The following is a 20,773-nucleotide window of genomic DNA, read 5'->3' as shown; positions in this document are numbered from 1 at the left end:
TTCTCGTCCCAAATAGAACCAGAACCTCGAGCTTATGCCAATTAAAACCCGTTATTCTGGGAAACTTCTTTTATCCAATGTGCACTTTTTTTCGGAGTCCTTTGCTTCGTCCTGAGATCAACCGAGAAGAATCCATACCGATTTTTATAGGCATTCATCCACGACCAGTTATCCATGAATGACCATAAATGATAGCCCTTCACATTACAGCCTTCTTCAATTGCTTTATGCAGCCACTTTAAATGCTCCCGGATAAAATCAATCCGGTAATCATCTTGAATCTCTTTATCCACAACAAATCGTTCTTCATCTTGGACACCCATTCCGTTTTCAGAAACAAAAGATTCAATGTTACCATAGTTTTCTTTTAAGTTTTGCATGATATCATAGATTCCTTTTTCATAGATTTCCCATCCACGATATTTGTTCATTTTTCTACCCGGCATTTCATAGTTATCAAAGAACCAATCGGGCATAAATGGACTATATGGATTTGGCAAATACTCCTTTGCCTTTACCCGGCGCGGCTGATAATAGTTGACGCCGAGAATATCTGCCGTGTTAGCTTTTAGAAGTTCCCTGTCTCCCCTTTCAGTAACAGGTAATAGGCCATGCTCGTTTAAAATATCTATTAATTCTTGCGGATATTCGCCCAATACTGCTGGATCAAGAAAACTGCGGTTGAAAAATAAATCAGCAATTCGGGATGCTCTCAAATCAGCCGGATTTTGACTTCTTGGATAGGATGGCGTCAAGTTTAAAATGATGCCTATTTTTCCATCCGCAACATTGGATTCATGAAATGCTCGAACAGCCTTCGCATGTGCGATCATCGTATGATAAGCGACTTGGGCTGCTCGTCTGGCATCAACGACATTTGGATAATGAAAATCATATAGGTAACCACCCTCGACCGGAACAATTGGCTCATTAAATGTAAACCATTTTTTTACACGATCACCAAACAAACGAAATGCTTCTCGTGCATATTCTGTAAAAGCATCGACCACCGCCCTGATTTCCCAGCCACCCTGATTTTGTAATTCCAATGGCATGTCAAAATGAAAAAGCGTCACGAATGGCTCAATATCATTTGTAATTAATTCATCAATGACATTATTGTAAAATGAAACAGCAGCTGGATTTAGTTCCCCACGTCCATCGGGAATTAAGCGAGCCCAGGAAATGGACATACGAAATGTATTATGACCAATATCTTTCATTAATTGAATATCTTCTTTATATCGATGATAGAAATCAGACGTCGTTTCAGGGCCAATATTTTCATAGAACCGATTTGGTTCCGTTTCGTACCAATGATCCCAAATATTTTTTCCCTTTCCATCTTCATTTGCTGCCCCTTCGATTTGTGTTGCAGAAGTTGCGCTTCCCCACCAGAAGTTTTCCGGAAACTTATATTGTAAAGCCATCAAAAATTCCTCCATCTCTTTTTGTTAAGAATACCCTACTTATTGCGATAAATTTCAATAATCTCAACAGCAAGGTCCCTTACCGTCATTGCTGTCATTAAATGATCTTGAGAATGAACCAATATTACGTTAACGGATGTTCCTTCCCCACTTGCTTCTTCCTGAAGAAACTTTGTCTGAAAGTCATGTGCTTTCCCAAGCTCCGTTCCCGCTTCTTCAATTAACTTTTCCGCCTTATCGAAATTGCCAGTCTTCGCTTCCTGGATAGCCTCCATTGCATTTGACTTTCCATTTCCGGCATATAAAATAATCTGAAAAGCGGTCTCTGTAATCGTATCCATGTGCACGTCACCTCTGAAGTCTATAAAATATTGAAAATGCAGCTGGCCCCAGAGGTTTAAACCGGAGCCAAATTAATTTAGTAATCAATGAAAATGGCTTACTATGCTTCTTTCCTTTTACTATCGGAATCATTTTTCTTATCGTTTTTCTCGCTTTCGTAGTAGCTTTTATCCAGTATTTTTAAGAATGGCCACCAAATGCCCATTACGACAACTAGATTAAATGCCTGTAGCACCGCACCTTGCCATGCATTACCGGTTGCCAAAAACCCGTTCAATATTACTGGTGTTGTCCAAGGCACAATAATTCCTGCCGGTCTCGGTACCATCCCTGTAGCCATTGAGAAATAAGTAATAATCGTAATAACAACCGGAGCTAATAACCACGGAATAAGAATTAACGGATTCATAATAATTGGCAAGCCGAAGATTATCGGCTCATTAACATTAAACAAACCGGAGGGGCCTCCCAATTTCCCCAATTCCTTCGTCTGCCTGCTTTTCCCTATGATAAAAATGAGTATGACGACTGCAAGTGTCATACCTGACCCGCCCATACCGACGAGAAATGAATCAACAAATTGTTTTGTAATAATATTTGGCAGCTCGGAACCTGCCTGGAATGCTTGGAGGTTTTCATCATTTAATGCATACCAGATTGGATCAAACACGGAGTTAATAATGATTTGTCCATGCAAACCGAAAAACCAGAATATTTGTATCAACAATACCGCAACGATAGTAGCAATTAGACCACTTCCCAATTCTGTTAACGGTTGCTGAATAATGGTGTAAATAAAGTTTTGTACAGTATCATATTTAGTATAGCTGAAAACAACGCGGATAACTAAGAATACAGTTAGTGTTAAGGTAATTGGAATCAAAGCACTAAATGATCTAGATACAGAGTCTGGAACACCAGCTGGCATCTTAATTGTCCAATTTTTATTTACAAAAAATCGATAAAGTTCAGCGGAAATAAATGCTGTAAATATCCCAAGAAACATTCCTTCTGCACCTAAGGTTGACGTTGGAATGACGCCGGAGACATCTTCCAATACCTGTGGTGTCAAAATCAAAAATGCTGCTATGGCAACAACGCCACCATAAATAGCATCCAACCCGTAATGCTGTGTTAGTTTATAACCAATTCCAACAATGACGAACAACCCCATAATACTTAACGTTGCAGCCGATGCCGGACCTAATGCATTTTGGTATGCTGCATAGGCATCCTCCGAAATAATTCGATCTAAAAATGGAAAGTTTGCGATGACCACAAAGATTGAACCAAAGATAATTAATGGTAATGCTACCATGAAGCCATCTCTTAGTGCCGTTAAATATCGGTTATTGTTTAATTTGTCGGCAATTGGCAACAGAAAATTTTCCAAAACCTCCATAAACTTGTTCATTACAATTCCCCCTTGTAATTTCTAATCCCCAATTAATTCCAGGGCTTTATCCAATACAGCTTCTCCATCAATCCGGCCGTATGCAATCGGATCAATAACATCCAATGAGATACCCGCTTGATCTGCAGCCTTGGCAAGCTTTTTCTTTAAAAACCGCATTTGTGGACCAATCAGCAAGACATCTGCTTTTTTCATATCTTCTAGTGCTTTGTCCTGTGCCACAGCCCATATTTCCGTTTCAATCCCTTTTGCCGCTGCTACCTCCTTCATTTTTGTAACTAGTAAACTTGTAGACATTCCTGATGAACAGGCCAATAAAATTCGTTTCATGTATAATTCCTCCTTTGATGTAAGTGGCTTGTAAATCTGATCTTATACCATTATTTTAAAGTACAAGCGCTTACAACTGAATACATTGTTTTTCCGGGAGGTGGGGGAAATGATTGAATAGATAATACATTTTCAAAAAAAAAGAGCCTGTTACCCGCACGTGTTCGCAGCAAGAAACAGCTCTAGACTTTTCCCAAATTATGAAAAGAAATAGTTTATGATGAGTCTATCGATTCAATAAGTTTTCCATAGCAATTTGCGACTTTAACCCTTCTTCCCCATCCACCACAGGTCGTACATCGTTATGAACACAATCAATAAAACTCCCAATCGCTCCCTCAAATCCTCGTAATTTTAAGATCGTTTCCCATGAGGATGGTTGTTTTACCACTCTCATGTCATTTTGTTCTACCTCCATCGTTTGCATGTTCTTAACCCTGATTGTTTTCTCCTCACAAAAAAGTTCCAATTGTTCCAAGTTTATCCCCGCATTGCGATGCATTGCTGTATGAAAAGCTACCTTGTGAGAAGTCTCATATGTATGTTGCGCGTATATGAGCTGATTCTTGTTATTAAGGTGTATATTGTTATACAGCACCTGCAGGTTTTCATCTGCTAGCCAACGAACCGTATCTATCAAATGAATATAGTCATCCAGCATAGTATAGCTATAGGAGTCGATACCGATCCCACTTATTCTGTGTTTTTCGAAACGTACCCAAGCTAAATCATTGCATTTCTCCTTTGCTTCGACATACATCGGTGCAAAACGTCGGTTAAATCCTACCATTAGCCTTCTACCGTTCTTTTCACTTAAATTCACTAGTTTTTCCGCTTCCGATACAGTTGCTGCCAGTGGCTTATCAACATAAACATCTTTCCCTTTGTTTAAAAGCTCCGACACAACATCATAGTGAGAAGCAGTTGAACTATGTACAAAAACGGCATCACAATGTTGCGTTAGAGCTGTTAAACTGGCAAACTCCTGAATACGGTATTGCTTGCAAATATGTTGCCTCTTCTTAACACTTGGTGAAAATGCTCCAGCAAATATCCAATCGGTTTCCTTTGTAAGAACAGGTAAATACGCCTTTTGGGCTATTCCACCCAATCCTATCATACCAATCCGTGGTTTTTTCATTGTCCATCTATCCACCTTTGAAAAATAGATCTAGAGAAATTTTAAACTCGTCCATCAGTTATAATGCATTCTTTTTATTTACAAATATCCATTCTTTCAGTGAACAACTATACCATTTATCCGTGATCTTGTTAAACTTTGACACACCACTAGAAAGGAGAACGAAGGTTAGGCTTGCGAATCTATCCAAAAAAATTGTCCCGTATCATCGTTGGACCGGTACAATTGCACTCCTTGTTATTATCGTTCACGCTATATTCGTGACCCATCGTTATGGATTGCATCTTCACTGGCCGAAAATGGCTGTAGGACTGATTGCAGGTTTTCTCTTAGTCGGGATGGTTACCACCGGATGGCTCCGTTTATTTCACCCAACAGTACGAAAGCGCAAGTTACACCTATATATAGGTATGACCTTATTTTTTCTCGTTTTTATTCATTTACTGCTTTAAGGAATGGCAAAACAGTGCTGCATTTAAAAAATGAAATGGAAAACAATCATTCAAAATTATTTTCCATTCCAATTCTTTTTATATACATGGTTGGACAAGCATCCTATCCCATTGTCTGAAGGAACTCCCCTGCTGAATTGCGCAAGACGACTCACTGTACATCTATAGCGTTTTTGCTTCAATCTACAGCGAATTTCAGGCAATCTACAGCGAGTCCGGCTCATTCTACAGCGATTATCCATCAATCTATAGCGCACCGCTCAAGTATACTGTACGGCTGGATATACCCATGTTCTTGGAGGTAGTTTTTAATGATTTGTGTTGATTGTTCTAGTGTTTGTTGTTCCGTGTCGATGATGATTTCTGGGTTTTCGGGTATTTCATAAGGAGCGTCAATGCCAGTAAACCCTTTGATTTCACCAGCACGGGCTTTTTGGTACAACCCTTTTGGATCGCGTGCTTCACATGCTTCCAGCCCGCATTTCACATACACTTCAATAAATTCCTTGTCATCAAGCAATGCGCGCACATTATCTCGATCCTCACGATACGGGGAAATAAAAGCTGTTAGGGTCACCAATCCTGCATCAACCATTAAATTTGCGACTTCTCCTATCCGACGAATATTTTCTGTACGATCTTCCGGACTAAAGCCTAAATTTTTATTCAGCCCGTGGCGCACATTATCCCCATCTAATCGATACGTGTGGACTCCCAATTCATGCAGCTGCTTCTCTAATGCAACCGATACAGTTGATTTTCCAGAACCAGATAACCCGGTAAACCAGATGACCGCACTTCGATGATTGTTGCGTTTTTGTCTTGCTTCCTTCGTCACTTCAGATCGATGCCAAACTAAGTTCGTTGAAGCACTCATCGTTGCCCTCCTAAAACCACCAATAGTAGACGATGGTAACGGTTATAGCCATTACAAGTAAACTAAGTGGTGTTCCAATTTTTATATAATCCGAAAATTTGTATCCACCTGGACCATAAACAATCATGTTTGTCTGATAGCCAATTGGCGTAATAAAGCTAGCCGATGCAGCAATCGTAATGGTAACAGCAAACCCCATCGGATCCAGATGTAAATTAGCCGCCGTCTCCAACCCAATTGGCAGCATCAATACCGCAGCAGCACTATTCGTAATCAGCTCGGTAAAGATATTGGTTAATAGATATATCAATAAAAGAATCGCAAATAATCCGAACGGTTCCCCGACCGCTAATAATCCCCTGGCAATCCATTCTGCCAAGCCCGATTTCATGATGGCAATCCCAACACCAAAAGAACTGGCAATCAGGAGCAACACATGAAAATGGATATACCCTTTGGCTTCTCTCGCTGTAATCGTATTGGTTGCGAGCAGCAAAATGACAGCTACGGCCATGGCTTTAAACATACTCAACACACTAAATGTTACCAAGATAATCATCAGGAAAAAGATCCCGACCGGCAACCAGCCATTTCTTGCATTGCGCTTTAGTGATTCCGGCGTCCCTAATGACGTAAGGACATAGAAATCGTTTGATTGCTGATATTTTTCTACAAAACCCTTTCCAGCGAGTAAAAGCAAGGAATCTCCTGGTTTAAGATGAATGTCACCTACTTTCGATTGAATTCGCTCATTTTTACGGTGAACCGCGATAACGCCAGCGTCATATTTGGAGCGAAACTGGTTTTGTTTAATCGACTTCGATAATAACGAAGATTGATGCGAAACCACTGCTTCGACAAGCTGGGTATTGCCATTTTTTAATTCGTCCAAATCCAATTTCGTACCCGTTCTCAAGGATAGTCCCTTCGTCATCTGTACTTCTGTCAGGGTCGACATTAATCCGGTAAAATTCAACCGGTCCCCCTCTTGGATAACTGTTGACGAACGGACAGGGGAGAGACGTTCCTCTCCGCGGATTATCTCAACCAAATATAGTCCCTTTAATTCCCTCAATCCAGCTTGCTCTATACTTTGATTAATGTGCGGAAACGTTTCTCCAACGATTACCTCCGCAATATATTCTTTAGCATCCTCCTTAATCGTTTGCTTGAACCCCTTATATTCCGGCAATAATTGATAACCAATTGTAAAGATATAGACCAAACCAACCACCATGATCGGAATGCCGATAATCGCCAATTGAAACAAGGAATACCCTTCATAACCATAATCAAGCAACATGCCGTGCACAACCAGATTGGTAGAAGTTCCCATCAACGTTATCGTACCACCTAAAATCGTTACGTATGATAACGGAATTAAAAATTTGGATGGTGTGATGTCACGCTCTTCGCACCAATTTTTTATCAACGGAGCAAGCGTTACGACAATGGGGGTATTATTTAAAAAACCGGAAAGAATTGAGGTTGGTATGAAAAAACGTGCCATCGATTCTAATAAACTCTTACTTTTAGCTAGCCAAGATGTAATAAACCGTTCCATGATACCACTATTTTGTACTGCACCAGCTACTATAAACAAGAGTGCGATGGTCAGCATACCTTCGTTGGAAAATCCTTGTAGTGCTTCTTCAGGCGTTAAAATGCCGGTTACCAAAAAAATTGTAAGTACTGCAAAAACAATGATTTCTGGTCGGGTGATTTCGGCTAATAATCCGATTAACATGGCTGTCACCATTACGAGAACAAATACCAATTCAAATGTCATGGAGGACATCCCTCTGTTTAATTTTCTCTCAACCCTTTTATTAACACTGCCGCTACCTCAGGACGGGAAAATTCTTTTGGCAAGGACTCTCCATTGCGAAGCTTCTCCCGGACCTTTGTACCGCTTAGATGAACATGAAACGACTGCTCATGCGGGCACGTTTTTTTCGTTGCCATATTCTCACATTTCGTGCAATAGAATGCATGTTCAAATTTGAATAGTTGAATGCCAAGCTCCGCCTCGTATTGGGAAATTAATTCCTGCGCCTCGTAAGTACCATAATAGTTCCCTACTCCAGCGTGGTCACGCCCAATAATAAAGTGGGTGCAGCCGTAATTCTTTCGGACAATCGCATGCAGGATTGCTTCTCTTGGGCCTGCATAACGCATCGCTGCAGGATAAATCACCAACCTTGTTCGATCATGAGGATAATACTTCTCTAATATAACCTGATAGCTTTCCATCCGGATCTCAGCAGGTATATCATCGGCTTTTGTCTCCCCGACTAATGGATTTAACAGCAATCCATCGACCGATTCCAATGCACTTTTCTGGATATATTCATGCGCACGATGGACCGGATTACGTGTTTGAAAGCCAACAATCGTTTTCCAGCCTAAGTCCGCAAACATCTTCCTTGTTTCCGCTGGATCAAAGTAAAAATCTGCAAATTGGTCATGCGGTGGACGGTGCAGCAGCTCAATAGAACCAGCGAGATAAACCTCTCCCTTTTCATAAATCTTTTTAACACCAGGGTGTGCCTCGTCTGTCGTGCCGTAAACAAGTCTCGCCTCCTTTTCTTTATCATAGGAATAGATTTCTTCTACATGAAGGACGCCATATTTGACTTTGTCTTCTCCTGCAAGTGCAAGCGTCTCCCCAATTACCAATGTACTCGCCTGTTCTTGACTCACTGGAAGCGTAATCGGAATGCTCCAAATGGTGCCATCTGCCAACCTCATTTCCTCAACGACCCTTAGGTAATCCTTCTGTCCCATGAACCCTGTTAATGGACTAAAGCCGCCAATCGCAATAAGCTCCAGATCCGATAGACTCCAAGCATCCAATGTCAGCGACTGCATCGTCTCCACATCATTCAAAAGTATTTCCCGTCTAGAACCAGAAGCTTCCCGTTGGATAAGCTCTCCGCCATGCGGGAGAATTGCTGCTGCTGGTGTTGTTCCTTTTGTTAATGTCATACGACAAACCACCTTTCCTCATTATTAATCCAAAAACTATCCATTTACTTATCTGCGTCTTTGGTTTCATTTCTAGCAAAATAGCGTTCCAGTTCAACCATCATCGTGCCCATCTTCGGTTTACCAGGATAAAAAATACGCGAAACATGATGGTTTGCCAGTTCCTGTGCCGTTACATTCCCCACCGCAACAGCTAACACATCCTCAGGGAAAACGGCGTCTATGTTCTGCTTTGCCTGGAATAGATTCTGCACCTGGGTTTTACTTGTAAAAATAACGCTGTCAAGCGATCGTTCGCTAATTTCTTGCCATAGACGATGGACAGTATTAACATCCGGTTGCTTATACTGATAAGGTTTTGATAGATAAACAGTATACCCGTGCGCTTCCAGGTGTACTTTTAGCTCCACATCATCCTGATTATAGGCTTGTAAAAAGAGTCGCTTTCTATCGTCCAGATCCTGATCAGTTGGTAAAACAGTCAAAAGACCATTCATCGTGCCATCTGGGGATACATAGGTTGCGGTCAAGGAGTGCTTCTTCAGCCATTTCACCGTTTTACTACCACGAACCACCAATTTCGTATTCGCTAATTTTTGGATGAAACGCTCATGCTCGTTCAGATGAAGGGCTGCTTCCTCCAATGTTTCCATGCCGACTCCGGTAGTTAAGAGAGCCATATCAAACGGCTTCATCAGCAATGCTTTAACATTCTGGATACTTGTTTCCTTATTTAACACTTGTTCACCCTGGGTTGGAAAATGATAGGGTGTCCCTCCACGCTGTTGGATCATTTTGGCAATGATATTTGCTTTACGAGAGGCTGCAATGCCAATTTTTTTACCTTCCAAGCCGCTCATCATGTTCCTCTCCTTTTACCAGGCTTTTCAGCCAATTAATGATGGCCATTTGCTTTTGTTTGTTTTTAAAGCTTTCGTCCAGCAGTTCCCGAAGCAGAAGGGTCTGAGTCTGTTTCGTTAACAACGACCGTTTGATCAGCTGGCGACTTTCATATAAAAAGTCAACATAATCCCCATAGTTTCGGTCGTATGTCGTAGCTAGCCTGTTTTTTATTTTTGCTGCAAGCATGGGACTTGCCCCATTTGTAGCAATACTGATCGACAGCTTTCCTTGCTGTAAATGAGCTGGAAACTGGATATTCCCTTGTTCCGCATCTGCCGCAACGTTTACTAAGGAAGTTTCCGGCGCCGCTTCGATGACTGTCTGATTTGTTGCAGGATCATTTGTTGCAACGATAATCAGGAAAGCGTCGGCAACATCATCTGCTTCAAAATGCCTCTGCTTCCAGTTTACGTACCCTTCTTCCCAAAGTGCGCGAATCCCTTCACCTATTTCCGGACTGATCACCGTCACGCATGCGCCACTTTCCAGCAAACATCGCATCCTTCGCTCAGCAACAAGTCCCCCTCCAACGATAACAACCCTTTTATTTACTAAATCAATCATGAACGGTGTAAGAGCCAATTTTTAACATCCTTTTTGCTACGAACTGTAATTATCGAACAGCTTCATAGACACGCTGTTCAAGTGCACGTTTCATAATTGGGTGATCCCCAAGTTGTCGGCACACGATTATATTCGTATCAATTTTGGCTTGTTCCTGTACTTTTTGCTGTATCGAATGCATCAGGACCCCTGTAAACCACAAGTATGGAACAATGAACAACTTAGAGCACCCTTCTTTTAGAGAAGCATCAAGCTGATGCTCAAAGGAAGGATCACAGGCAGCCAAAAAACAGCAATCCACCCGCCCACCAGATAAATTTTTTTGCAGCTTTGTCCTGACCGTCTCCATATCGGTTTTGGTTTGGGGATTACGGCTGCCCCGCCCAACGAGCAAAATTTTCGAACCTTGATCAACCGATGTGTTTGTTTCTGCGATTCGTTCCAGCAAAACGTGGATAAAGCGATCCTGTACGCCCAATGGCTGCCCATAGGTGAACGTGATAGAAGGGTATTTCTTCCTGGTCTGGGTTAGCTGTTCCGGAATATCCTTGTAGTAATGCCCCGCGCTTAACAGCAACACTGGTACGACCGCTATCTTGGACGCTCCTTGGTTTACCAGTTTTTCAATCCCCTGTTCCACATCTGGCTCTGCCAGCTCCAGGAAGCAAATTTCCTGAAGCGGAACATCCACTTGTTCTTTTACGCCTGTTATGCACGTAACGGCTTCAGCAGTTGCTTCAGCCATTCTGCTTCCATGGCTTATATAAAGGATTCCTTGCATGCTTATTCCTCCAATCAACCGATGACAGCATGCACCGGGAATTCTTTTTCCACTGACAGCTGTTCAAACCAATGCAGCTGTTCGCGTAACCGGACAACCTCGCCAATAATAATCATGGCAGGATTTTTAACCGTACTAGCCTTTCCTACAATGTTAGCCAATGTTCCGGTTACCGTTTGTTGTTGTTCCGTTGTTCCACAGTGTACCAACGCAACTGGCGTATCCGCATTACGACCATATCGAATCAATTTCTCGCAAATAAGCGGAAGATTCTTCACTCCCATATATATACAAAGCGTATCCATTCCTTGTGCAAGATGCTGCCAATACTTTTCCGTTTGTTCGATACTTTTGTTTACGCCGGAAATAAACGTCACCGAGGAGCTATAATCCCGATGTGTCAACGGGATACCGGCATAAGCTGGTGCTGCCGATCCTGACGTGATACCTGGGACAATTTCAAAGGCAATTCCATTCGCACGTAAAAATGCTGCCTCTTCACCACCCCTTCCAAAAATAAACGGGTCTCCACCCTTTAATCGGCTGACAACCTTCCCCTCGCTCGTAAATTGATAAAGCAAGTCATTAATCGCTTCTTGGGTAAACGAATGCTGATTGGGCCCTTTTCCGCAATAAATCAAGTCTGCTTTTTCAGAAACATGTGCAAGCAATTCTGTATTGACTAGACGGTCATATAAAATAACATCTGATTGTTGGAGTACTTTGACTCCTTTTACCGTAATCAAATCAGGATCACCAGGACCTGCACCTACCAAATAAACCTTCCCCATCATTTCACCTCATTCTCCTTCTGCACCCACAAACGTATATCTTGTTCGTCTTTGGTCAACTGCTTCACACTTTGGATAGATTATCCTTATGAAAATCAAGTCCATTCCGCACCTCATTTACATAGCCGGCACGGATCGCATAATCACCAAAATGCTCCCCTTCCTGACGATTGTTGGCATAATCAGTCAGGATAAAACGCAGATTTTCCAAAATTTCCTTCTCTCCAATATTTTCTCGGTAAAGACTGTTCAAACGATCCCCAGTAAATCCACCGCCAAGATACATATTATATTTTCCTGGTGCTTTCCCAACAAAGGCGATCTCTGCAAGAGCTGGTCGTGAACAGCCGTTAGGGCAACCCGACATACGGATGACAATCTCTTCTTCACGTAAGCCAACCTCATCCAAAATTGCTTCTATTTTCTCAATAAGAACGGGGAGATACCGTTCCGATTCAGCCATTGCTAAACCACATGTTGGAAGAGCAACACAAGCCATCGAATTCCGTTTTAGTGCCGAATGTTGTTTTCCTTCCGTCAAGCCGTACGTTTTTGCCAGGTCAGCAATTTCTTGCATCTTTTCCTCAGTTACGTTCGCAATAATCAAGTTCTGGTTTGGAGTAAGCCGGAAATCCCCAGTATGCACCTTGGCTATTTCTCTTAATCCAGTTTTCAGTGCATCATTCTCCGTATCCTTTACGCGGCCATTTTGCAGGAATAACGTTAGATGCCATTTGCCGTCGCCCTTTACCCACCCATAGCGATCGCCATTATGATCAAACTGATAAGCACGCGCTGTTTCCAGCTCCCAGCCCAGACGCTCCGTTAACTCCGCCTTAAACCAATCAAGTCCGCGTGCATCGATCGTATACTTGAAGCGAGCATTCTTTCGATTCGAACGGTTACCATAATCTCGTTGAATCGCCATCACACTCTCTGCTACCTCGATAACATTGTCTTTTGGACAAAAGCCAATCACCCGTGCAACCTGTGGATAAGTCTCTGGCTCACCATGGGTGCTCCCCATACCTCCGCCAACCGCTACATTAAACCCCTGCAGCTTTCCATCCTCCAATATCGCGATAAATCCAAGATCCTGTGAAAACACATCGATATCGTTGGAAGGGGGAACTGCTAAACCAATTTTAAATTTCCGCGGTAAGTAGAAGCGACCGTACAATGGTTCCGCTTCTTCTTCCTCCCGCGTGTCAACAACCTTTCTATCATCAAGCCAAATCTCATGATACGCTTTCGTTTTTGGGGATAGATGGGTGCTAAGTTGTTTTGCCAACCCGTAAACCTCTTCATGTACTGCTGATTGGTATGGGTTGGGATTGCACATTACATTCCGGTTTACATCACCACAAGCGGCTAAAGTATCCATCAGTACCTCATTTACTTCTTTGATCGTCTGCTTTAAATTCCACTTGAGGATTCCATGCATTTGAAACGATTGCCGTGTTGTAAGTTTTAGCGTTGCATCGCCGTATTTAGTCGCCAAATCGTCCATGACCAACCATTGTTCGGGAGTCGCAACACCCCCGGGTGCACGCACACGCAACATAAATTGGTAAGCCGGCTCCAGCTTTTTACGTCGCCGTTCATCGCGGATGTCCCGATCATCCTGCTGGTAGCTTCCATGAAATTTTAACAGCTTTGTATCATCATCCGAAATGGCTCCGGTGATCCGATCTTCTAATCCCTGTTGAATTGTACCCCGCAAATAGTTGCTTTCATCTTTAATTCGCTCCAGATCACTTGGTGGTCCATCCTGTTTCAACACGTCATGCTTTGCCATCATCAAGCTCCTTTCCATTTATCATCCTTTTTAGGAACGCTAATAGACATCCCGCTGGTATCGCTTTTGCCTTCGCATATCCTTCAAATACTGTTCCGCATCCTCATGACGTATACCGCCCTCTTTTTCCATGATGGTTATCAATGTTTGATGTACATCTTTAGCCATTCGCTTTTCATCACCACAGACATAAACGTATGCCCCCTCTTGAAGCCATTGATAAAGATCTTGACTATTCTCCAGCATTAGATGCTGCACATATACCTTTTTCTCGAAATCACGGGAAAATGCTACATCCATTCTGGTCAGAATGCCTTCCTTCAACCAATTTTGCCATTCCACCTGATATAGGAAGTCGCTGGAAAAATGCTGATCCCCAAAGAATAACCACGTTTTCCCTTTTATATCCAACTCTTCCCGTTCTTCCATAAAGGCCCGATAAGGTGCAACTCCAGTACCTGGCCCAATCATAATGACAGGAATCTCCGGATCGCGAGGAAGCTTAAAATTTGGATTGCGTTGAATATAAATCGGTAATAGATTGCCAGGTTCCGCCCGTTCTGCTGACTGACCGGAGCATACACCGAGGCGTTCACGACCGTGGGCTTTATAGCGAACGGTTCCAATCGTTAAGTGCACCTCATCGGGGTTCGCTTTATGACTGCTTGTGATCGAATAAAGCCGAGGCGGAATCTTTCTGAGAATCTGGACAAATTCATCTGGTGTCAATTCACGCGTTGGCGGAAAATCCTTGATCAAATCGAGCAGATCCCTGCCAGTGATATAATCTTTTAACGCTTCTTTTTGCACTGGTGCGACAAGCTCTAATAACTTATCATTCGCGAAGATCTCTGCCGCCTTGTTCATTAATGGTTTTGTCAGACAGGTAATCTCCAAGTTTGTGTGCAACGCATCAAATATGGAACGCATGTCACCTTTTTTGTTGACCGGAACGGCTTCTTCCGGATCCCATTTCATCTCACTAATCAGTTGACTTACCAGGTTTGGATCGTTTTCCGGGATAATCCCTAAACTATCGCCAGGTTCAAAGGAAAGGTTGGATCCCGCAAGCGATAATTCCAGATGACGTGTTTCCTTATTGGAGCCGCGACCATTAAGATTAAGATTTTCCAAGATCTCTGCTTTAAACGGATTGGTTCTGGAATAGGCTGGTAGATCAAGTTCTTGCGCATGAATCCCTGCTTGTTGGTTAAGCTGGTTATCCGGTTGCGAAACAGCTTCTTTCGCCTCGGATATTTTTTCTACTACACCATTGATCCATTCTTCCGCAGGTTCATCGAAATCGACATCACAATCGATCCGAGGATAAAGTCTTTCTCCCCCCAATTCTTCCAATCGTTTATCAAAATCCTTGCCGGTTTGACAGAAAAACTCATACGACTGGTCTCCCAGGGAAAGCACAGAAAATCGCAAATCCTTCAGTTTCGGGGCCCGCCTGCTATGCAAATATTCATAAAAGGAAATGGCATTATCTGGTGGATCTCCTTCCCCATGCGTAGCTGTTACAATCAGCAAATCCTGAACATCCTTTATTTTTTTCACTTTAAAATCATCTAACGCTGAACAGGTTGCCTTAAAGCCCTGTTCTTTAATCTTTTTGGTTAGCTCTTCCGCCAACGTCTGCCCATTACTTGTCTCGGATCCAAATAGGATTGTTACTTCCCTTAAAACAGGTTGAGCGGCATTTGTTGAGACTGCTTCCTGATTCGGCACAACTGTTCCTGCTTGTGCTTGGAAAGCCGCCAAGTATCCACTGAGCCAGGCCTTTTGTGTCTCTGTCAAGGATGGAAGAAGACGTTGCAATGTATCGATTTGTTCTTGACTAAACGGACTATTATTTACTTGTAATTCCAAAAGGTATCCACCTCACAAAGAAAATTTTGATCATTGTATTCCAGCATGCATCACGTTCATGAATCTACTCTTTTCGATTACCGTCACCCCTTTCGCCAGCAGATACCCCCCGAGTCCGTTGTTGCTCCCCAGGCATTCGTTTTTTTCATAAGATAAGAAAGTATATAAATTTAGGCTCTATTCTGCTCTCAGCAGAGTAAGCCACGTCCGGCTCCAGCGCTAAAGCTATAGTGGACTTCCCTCGCCTCCGTACGATAAGTCAACATCGACTCCCTTTGGTCGTCGTGTTTCCTTTATCTCCTACGGTAAGAATGTTCGGTTAAAACCGCCGCTTTGCGCGGCAACACCGAACCACCCTGCTTGGCAGGGCGCAGCATATACGCCGCTAATCGGGCGCTTGCGCCTTTGTTCTTTTTTAAACGTTATAAATATAATTAAACTAATCGTTTTACTCATATTTGAAAATAAACGTTTCCCTTGTCTGTTACGTATAAGGAAAGCTACTGTGCGCTATTCCCGGAAGTATGCAGACCACATTCTGTTTTATTGAATCCTTCCCATCTGCCAGCACGGGAATTACTGGAATCAATAACTTGGGAGGTACAAGGGATACAGCCAATACTTGGATAACCACGATCATGTAATTCATTGTATGCTAAGTTGTTTACGTTGATATATGTCCAAACATCTTCCCACGTCCAATGGATTAGCGGACAAACCTTAATGGACTTAAACCGGTCATCCTTATTTACAAAATCCGTATGTTTTCTACCGGCAGACTGTTCTCTGCGAAGACCCGATATCCAAGCGGGATAACCGTCCAGTACCTCTTCCAACGGTTTTATTTTCCGAATAAAACAACACTGGTCAGGGTTTCGCTTCCATAAAGCAGAACCATAAGCTGCTGCTTGTTCTTCCAAAGTTATATCCGGTTTTTTTAGTTGGATATTGAGATCAGGGTACTTTTCTTTTACCTTTTCAATCAGATCATAGGTTTCCTGAAAATGAATTCCCGTATCCAAAAAAACGATTTTTGCATCCTTTTTCACTTTGGAAATTAGATCGATTAATACAACTCCTTCTGCACCGAAGCTACAAGCGTAAACAACATTGTTTCCGTATGACTCGTAAGCCCATTCTACTACCGCAGATGCTCCTTTTGAGTCATCAACTGGATTAAAATTTTTAAAAGGATCACCCGGGAAATGATCATACGTAACCGAAAACTTTCCCATTAACCTTCCCTCCCGTAAAAATGATTGTTGAAAAGAAAGTAGCGTGTTCAACTAGAGCAAAAACCCCTTCTTACTGCATAAGAAGAGGGTTTTCGGGTACCTGTTCTCTTCTTATCTTCCAGACATGTAGCCTGCAGGATTTGGCACAGCGTTTCATGTAACCTGTTGCCGAAGTTTCATAGGGCCTTTCCCTCCACTTCTCTTGATAAGAAAACTCAAATCATACTATTTTGATAGGAATTGTATATTATATAAGAGCTTATGTCAATACTATTTACAAAAACAGGTCTTTAGACACAGAGGTTGGAAATGGCACGGAACAAACTTCTCGTCCCAGCAGCTAACTTATATACAGCATTAAAGCTGAAGTGCCCGACACTAGGTGAAGAGGGGACAGATTCCTTGTTCGAGTGGCGAATGAGTGTGTTCCATTATATCTGGTATGCAAAAAGAGCATTCCCAAACTGAGAGATGCTCTTCCTACATTTTATAGTACATGGATACTTTTTGTTATTGTTTATTTTTATACACTATTTTGTTTTCTTTTCTAGCTGCTTCGGTTATGGTGAGGATATCGCAGCTTAATTGTTTTAGTCTTTTATATTCTGCTTGGTTATTTGTTTTGATCATTTGGACGAAATGTTCGATTTCATAAAACATATCTTTTTCTTCATGCTTACTGGCAATCCGTTCTTTATGTCCGGAGTGAATATCAATGAACGCTATATTAGCAACCGTACCGATATCATCAATGGTAAACGTTCCTTGTTCCCCTTGAATTTCGGATGGATTATAGGAAGTGGAAATTTTAGAGCAAAAGATCGTACACGTGAAATCCGAATAGTTAAGTACAAGGGTGCCACTGCCATCCACACCTGTCCGAATTAGTACTGGCGCATAGGTAATCCGTTCTGGTTTTCCGAATAAGAAAATGGCTATTGCAATTGGATAGACACCTAAATCTACTAGCGCCCCACCTGAATAATGTAATGAAAATATATTGGGTTCTTCGCCATTTAAAACTGCATCATACCGGGAAGAATATTTCGCATAATTCAAGACAACATTCCTTAGTTGTCCAGCCTTTTCTATTCTTTCCTTTAGTACTAGCAGGTTTGGCATATGTACATTACGCATCGCTTCAACTAAAAATACACCATTTTTTTCAGCAATTTGATACGCTTTTTCCAATTCTGTTATATTGGAAAAAATGGGTTTCTCACAAATTACGTGCTTGTTATGGTTTAAAAACGTGAGCGCCTGTTCGTAATGTAATGCGTTTGGGGAAGCAATATACACACAATCAATCTGTTCGCTTTCTGCCATTTCCTCTATATCCGTAAAAACATTACATGCACCGTGCGTCTCTGCAAATTGTTTTGCTTTCTGTTCTGACCGCGAATAGACAGCGGTAAGTCTCATATCCGTTACATCTTGTGCCGCTTCAATAAATGCTGCTGTAATCCAGCTCGTACCAATTGTTCCAAAATTCATATCGCACCTTCTTTTTTCCTTGTTAATCCGCAGAAGTACGCTTCATTTCGACAGCTGCTTCATCCGGATTTTCCAATTTCATTATCGTACTTTCCAATAACTATTATAGCAGATTTCTGCGAAGCGATGGAAGGAAACGGATCTATAGTAACCGCTCCCTCCGAAAAACAGCCACTTCGCGATCGTACCCATTGCCAGGAAAAAATAAGCCTGAAAATTATCCTTCTGTTACTGATCCTATTAAATCAACGCTATGCTTTAGTTCAGCAATATGCTTCTAGTAATTAGTTCAATTCACGGTTTGCAATTTTAGTTAAATTACTTTCTTTTATTAAAGGATTTTCAAAAAGTCGCTAATGAAAGGCAGCGACTTTTTGAAAATCTAAATCGTTAAATATAATGTTTTAGATTGTTAACATTAATCTATGACCCTCGTCAAGGTTTATATTTCCATTCTTTTTTGTATATTACTTAAATTGGCTCTTACTACACTCCGATGGATAACAAATCCAATAATCATTACACTACTCAAACAGATAAAACCAGCCCCAGGGGAAAAGCTATCGATTAAAACACCTAAACCAGGGGAAACAACCGCCTGGAGCATCAGGGATATTGCCATCCAAACGGACATTGCCCTTCCCATAAACGACTTAGGTACGTTCTCCATCAATGCAGTGTTCATTAATATTCTTAGTGACGAGTTACAAAGCCCGAATAGAAGACTGCCTAAAAATAGAATCAGTGTAAAGTTATTCCATGCCAGAGAAAACAAAATACCGATAGATAGGAGAAAAAACAGTGTCACTGTTCCATTATTCGATATTTTTTTGGCAAGGGGGGGCTGCGAGAAGACCAGATAAAAACCCTCCAACTCCATAAAACATATCTGCTAATCCAAAATCAACGGAACTACCATGTACTGTTTCGCTTACATATTCAGGTAGAACGACATTATACATCATTGTAGCAACTAAAGGAACAATTGCTGCAACACCTAATAAGAAAGTCTTTGGCTTATTAATCAGATAGTTAATTCCGTTTTTAAAACTAGCGTAAAATGGCTCATATTTATTTTCCCTTATGATCGAATTATGTTTCACCCTCGAAATGAAAATACTGCTAAGAATAAATGCAGCTGAATTAGCAATAAGAATGAATTCAAAGCCGGCATATTGGTAAAAAACTCCGGATATACCGCCTGCAGTAAACATGCCAACTTGCAAACTTATTTCAATTAATGAATTACCATCTATCAATTCCCTTTCCGGTAAAATCTCTTGCACCAAACTTCTGGATGTAGACATATAGGTAGTCCACCCCATTCCATTTACAATCGCAAACAGGTAAAGATATCCAAGCCTAAATCCGTCGAATATAAGCAGACAAGCAATGATTATTACTGCTACAGCTTGGATTAAATAAGTCCCAAAAATAATGGCCTTTCTATTGAATTTATCTGTTAATGTCCCAATAATCGGAGAGATAAGAAATCCTGCTAAAACATTAATGGCAAGCATGAATCCTACAGTTGCAGTGGAGTTTGTTTGATCAATTACATACCAATTCGCACCTACCGTACTTATCCCTATTCCAAATGCATATATAATTTCCGAAAAGAAAAAATTACGAAAGTTACTTGTTTTTAACATGCTAAAAACCATTCTCGTACCTCCTATTTGTCTCTAATTGTCTGATTAGCGTTTTTTGGATTTGAGAGGCAGCAACTATTGCTTCTCTATCCTGAACAATTTCATTAGGTTTATTTCCCTTTCCAAGTACATATCCTTCAAAGGACATTCCAATAAAATTAAATATAAATTGAAACTGCTGAATGAGGGGAAGTCCTTTTAGGAAGGGCTGATCACCTCCCACTGCAATCACATATGCCTTTTTGGAAGACATGGCAGCTTTAAAATAAGGATACTTTGGATCTTTCAATGTCTGCGACCAACGATCAATAAATAGTTTCATTGTTCCCGACATAGAAAACCAATAAATGGGTGTAGCAAAAATTAGAATGTCATGGCATAGGATTCGTTCCAAAATATAGTTATAATCATCATTTAAATCCTGAAACCCACCTTCCGTATGTCGTTGATCTTTTATAGGAGAAATTTGATAATTCTTTAAATAAATTTTTTCCACTGATATATTTTGGACTGCTTGCTCAGTTAAAATCTCTGTATTGCCACATTCCCTTGTCCCACCATAAATAACCGCAACTGTCATCACTTATTCGCCCTTTCATTTTAGTTTGCTGTTTCTTTATTAATATCTTATAATTAAATTGTTAATCAATAAAGACGATTATTTTGATTAATTCAATCGGAAATTACGATTTATAGAGGTGAGTAG

General features: G+C 41.4%; 20 protein-coding genes and 1 riboswitch. Of the genes, 1 reads left to right on the top strand and 19 read right to left on the bottom strand.

Annotated features, from left to right (window positions below; translation table 11 throughout):
- Window positions 1-41: 41 nt before the first annotated feature.
- From CZ382_RS03645 to CZ382_RS03570, 15 genes are all read right to left on the bottom strand, one after another.
- Window positions 42-1,430 carry a glycoside hydrolase family 1 protein gene (locus tag CZ382_RS03645; RefSeq protein WP_088049866.1) on the bottom strand — a complete coding sequence of 463 codons (1,389 nt, stop codon included), beginning with the start codon at window positions 1,428-1,430 and terminating at the stop codon, window positions 42-44.
- Window positions 1,431-1,465: 35 nt separating this feature from the next.
- Entirely contained in the window at window positions 1,466-1,771 is a 306-nt protein-coding gene (locus tag CZ382_RS03640) for a PTS lactose/cellobiose transporter subunit IIA (protein WP_088049865.1), read from the bottom strand.
- A gap of 101 nt (window positions 1,772-1,872) precedes the next feature.
- A complete protein-coding gene (gene celB / locus CZ382_RS03635; RefSeq protein ID WP_088049864.1) occupies window positions 1,873-3,186 on the bottom strand; it encodes a PTS cellobiose transporter subunit IIC in 1,314 nt (437 codons plus the stop codon).
- A gap of 21 nt (window positions 3,187-3,207) precedes the next feature.
- On the bottom strand, window positions 3,208-3,516 hold the full coding sequence (locus CZ382_RS03630) for a PTS sugar transporter subunit IIB (protein ID WP_088049863.1): 309 nt from the start codon (window positions 3,514-3,516) through the stop codon (window positions 3,208-3,210).
- A gap of 226 nt (window positions 3,517-3,742) precedes the next feature.
- The gene (locus CZ382_RS03625) at window positions 3,743-4,657 is read right to left on the bottom strand and encodes a Gfo/Idh/MocA family protein (RefSeq protein ID WP_088049862.1); all 915 of its coding nucleotides are present in this window, start codon (window positions 4,655-4,657) and stop codon (window positions 3,743-3,745) included.
- 693 nt (window positions 4,658-5,350) lie between these two features.
- Window positions 5,351-5,986 carry an adenylyl-sulfate kinase gene (gene cysC / locus CZ382_RS03615; protein ID WP_088049860.1) on the bottom strand — a complete coding sequence of 212 codons (636 nt, stop codon included), beginning with the start codon at window positions 5,984-5,986 and terminating at the stop codon, window positions 5,351-5,353.
- Window positions 5,987-5,996: 10 nt separating this feature from the next.
- Complete coding sequence (locus CZ382_RS03610) at window positions 5,997-7,775, bottom strand: SLC13 family permease (RefSeq protein ID WP_088049859.1); 1,779 nt, start codon at window positions 7,773-7,775, stop codon at window positions 5,997-5,999.
- Between the two features lie 17 nt (window positions 7,776-7,792).
- Complete coding sequence (sat, locus tag CZ382_RS03605; RefSeq protein ID WP_088049858.1) at window positions 7,793-8,974, bottom strand: sulfate adenylyltransferase; 1,182 nt, start codon at window positions 8,972-8,974, stop codon at window positions 7,793-7,795.
- Window positions 8,975-9,018: 44 nt separating this feature from the next.
- Window positions 9,019-9,837, bottom strand: a complete 819-nt coding sequence (locus tag CZ382_RS03600; RefSeq protein ID WP_235000384.1) for a uroporphyrinogen-III synthase — start codon at window positions 9,835-9,837, stop codon at window positions 9,019-9,021.
- On the bottom strand, window positions 9,815-10,459 hold the full coding sequence (locus CZ382_RS03595) for an NAD(P)-binding protein (protein WP_088049856.1): 645 nt from the start codon (window positions 10,457-10,459) through the stop codon (window positions 9,815-9,817). The genes CZ382_RS03600 and CZ382_RS03595 overlap by 23 nt, the downstream gene beginning before the upstream one ends.
- Window positions 10,460-10,490: 31 nt before the next feature.
- Window positions 10,491-11,222 carry a sirohydrochlorin chelatase gene (locus CZ382_RS03590; RefSeq protein ID WP_088049855.1) on the bottom strand — a complete coding sequence of 244 codons (732 nt, stop codon included), beginning with the start codon at window positions 11,220-11,222 and terminating at the stop codon, window positions 10,491-10,493.
- 14 nt (window positions 11,223-11,236) lie between these two features.
- The gene (gene cobA, locus CZ382_RS03585) at window positions 11,237-12,013 is read right to left on the bottom strand and encodes a uroporphyrinogen-III C-methyltransferase (RefSeq protein WP_088050966.1); all 777 of its coding nucleotides are present in this window, start codon (window positions 12,011-12,013) and stop codon (window positions 11,237-11,239) included.
- 64 nt (window positions 12,014-12,077) lie between these two features.
- Window positions 12,078-13,811 carry an assimilatory sulfite reductase (NADPH) hemoprotein subunit gene (cysI, locus tag CZ382_RS03580; RefSeq protein WP_088049854.1) on the bottom strand — a complete coding sequence of 578 codons (1,734 nt, stop codon included), beginning with the start codon at window positions 13,809-13,811 and terminating at the stop codon, window positions 12,078-12,080.
- Window positions 13,812-13,850: 39 nt separating this feature from the next.
- Window positions 13,851-15,686, bottom strand: coding sequence for an assimilatory sulfite reductase (NADPH) flavoprotein subunit (locus CZ382_RS03575; protein WP_088049853.1), 1,836 nt, complete (start codon window positions 15,684-15,686; stop codon window positions 13,851-13,853).
- A gap of 500 nt (window positions 15,687-16,186) precedes the next feature.
- Window positions 16,187-16,921, bottom strand: coding sequence for a phosphoadenylyl-sulfate reductase (locus CZ382_RS03570; protein ID WP_088049852.1), 735 nt, complete (start codon window positions 16,919-16,921; stop codon window positions 16,187-16,189).
- 108 nt (window positions 16,922-17,029) lie between these two features.
- Window positions 17,030-17,133, bottom strand: a riboswitch (SAM riboswitch).
- Between the two features lie 97 nt (window positions 17,134-17,230).
- On the opposite strand from CZ382_RS03570, the gene CZ382_RS23635 reads away from it, so the two are divergent.
- Window positions 17,231-17,389, top strand: coding sequence for a hypothetical protein (locus CZ382_RS23635; RefSeq protein ID WP_155554966.1), 159 nt, complete (start codon window positions 17,231-17,233; stop codon window positions 17,387-17,389).
- 42 nt (window positions 17,390-17,431) lie between these two features.
- Here the strand turns inward: CZ382_RS23635 and CZ382_RS03565 are convergent, their stop codons facing one another.
- From CZ382_RS03565 to CZ382_RS03555, 4 genes are all read right to left on the bottom strand, one after another.
- Window positions 17,432-18,415 carry a Gfo/Idh/MocA family protein gene (locus tag CZ382_RS03565; RefSeq protein ID WP_088049851.1) on the bottom strand — a complete coding sequence of 328 codons (984 nt, stop codon included), beginning with the start codon at window positions 18,413-18,415 and terminating at the stop codon, window positions 17,432-17,434.
- A gap of 442 nt (window positions 18,416-18,857) precedes the next feature.
- Entirely contained in the window at window positions 18,858-19,295 is a 438-nt protein-coding gene (locus CZ382_RS24645; protein WP_327365022.1) for an MFS transporter, read from the bottom strand.
- The gene (locus CZ382_RS03560) at window positions 19,231-20,067 is read right to left on the bottom strand and encodes an MFS transporter (protein WP_235000383.1); all 837 of its coding nucleotides are present in this window, start codon (window positions 20,065-20,067) and stop codon (window positions 19,231-19,233) included. The genes CZ382_RS24645 and CZ382_RS03560 overlap by 65 nt, the downstream gene beginning before the upstream one ends.
- 1 nt (window position 20,068) lies before the next feature.
- Window positions 20,069-20,647 (bottom strand): flavodoxin family protein, encoded by a 579-nt coding sequence (locus CZ382_RS03555; protein ID WP_088049850.1) that lies wholly within the window; start codon window positions 20,645-20,647, stop codon window positions 20,069-20,071.
- Window positions 20,648-20,773: the final 126 nt, after the last annotated feature.

Origin of the sequence: Virgibacillus dakarensis (assembly GCF_900155625.1) — a bacterium.
Taxonomy (GTDB): domain Bacteria; phylum Bacillota; class Bacilli; order Bacillales; family Amphibacillaceae; genus Lentibacillus_C; species Lentibacillus_C populi.
This window is presented reverse-complemented; position numbering and strand designations above follow the sequence as displayed.

What these genes read in the sequence shown, in the direction of transcription:
- CZ382_RS03645 (WP_088049866.1), bottom strand. Translation starts at nt 1,430, where the DNA reads ATGGCTTTACAATATAAGTTTCCGGAAAACTTCTGGTGGGGAAGCGCA.
- CZ382_RS03640 (WP_088049865.1), bottom strand. Translation starts at nt 1,771, where the DNA reads ATGGATACGATTACAGAGACCGCTTTTCAGATTATTTTATATGCCGGA.
- celB (WP_088049864.1), bottom strand. Translation starts at nt 3,186, where the DNA reads ATGAACAAGTTTATGGAGGTTTTGGAAAATTTTCTGTTGCCAATTGCC.
- CZ382_RS03630 (WP_088049863.1), bottom strand. Translation starts at nt 3,516, where the DNA reads ATGAAACGAATTTTATTGGCCTGTTCATCAGGAATGTCTACAAGTTTA.
- CZ382_RS03625 (WP_088049862.1), bottom strand. Translation starts at nt 4,657, where the DNA reads ATGAAAAAACCACGGATTGGTATGATAGGATTGGGTGGAATAGCCCAA.
- cysC (WP_088049860.1), bottom strand. Translation starts at nt 5,986, where the DNA reads ATGAGTGCTTCAACGAACTTAGTTTGGCATCGATCTGAAGTGACGAAG.
- CZ382_RS03610 (WP_088049859.1), bottom strand. Translation starts at nt 7,775, where the DNA reads ATGACATTTGAATTGGTATTTGTTCTCGTAATGGTGACAGCCATGTTA.
- sat (WP_088049858.1), bottom strand. Translation starts at nt 8,974, where the DNA reads ATGACATTAACAAAAGGAACAACACCAGCAGCAGCAATTCTCCCGCAT.
- CZ382_RS03600 (WP_235000384.1), bottom strand. Translation starts at nt 9,837, where the DNA reads ATGATGAGCGGCTTGGAAGGTAAAAAAATTGGCATTGCAGCCTCTCGT.
- CZ382_RS03590 (WP_088049855.1), bottom strand. Translation starts at nt 11,222, where the DNA reads ATGCAAGGAATCCTTTATATAAGCCATGGAAGCAGAATGGCTGAAGCA.
- cobA (WP_088050966.1), bottom strand. Translation starts at nt 12,013, where the DNA reads ATGGGGAAGGTTTATTTGGTAGGTGCAGGTCCTGGTGATCCTGATTTG.
- cysI (WP_088049854.1), bottom strand. Translation starts at nt 13,811, where the DNA reads ATGGCAAAGCATGACGTGTTGAAACAGGATGGACCACCAAGTGATCTG.
- CZ382_RS03570 (WP_088049852.1), bottom strand. Translation starts at nt 16,921, where the DNA reads ATGGGAAAGTTTTCGGTTACGTATGATCATTTCCCGGGTGATCCTTTT.
- CZ382_RS23635 (WP_155554966.1), top strand. Translation starts at nt 17,231, where the DNA reads ATGGCACGGAACAAACTTCTCGTCCCAGCAGCTAACTTATATACAGCA.
- CZ382_RS03565 (WP_088049851.1), bottom strand. Translation starts at nt 18,415, where the DNA reads ATGAATTTTGGAACAATTGGTACGAGCTGGATTACAGCAGCATTTATT.
- CZ382_RS24645 (WP_327365022.1), bottom strand. Translation starts at nt 19,295, where the DNA reads ATGGAGTTGGAGGGTTTTTATCTGGTCTTCTCGCAGCCCCCCCTTGCC.
- CZ382_RS03560 (WP_235000383.1), bottom strand. Translation starts at nt 20,067, where the DNA reads ATGTTAAAAACAAGTAACTTTCGTAATTTTTTCTTTTCGGAAATTATA.
- CZ382_RS03555 (WP_088049850.1), bottom strand. Translation starts at nt 20,647, where the DNA reads ATGACAGTTGCGGTTATTTATGGTGGGACAAGGGAATGTGGCAATACA.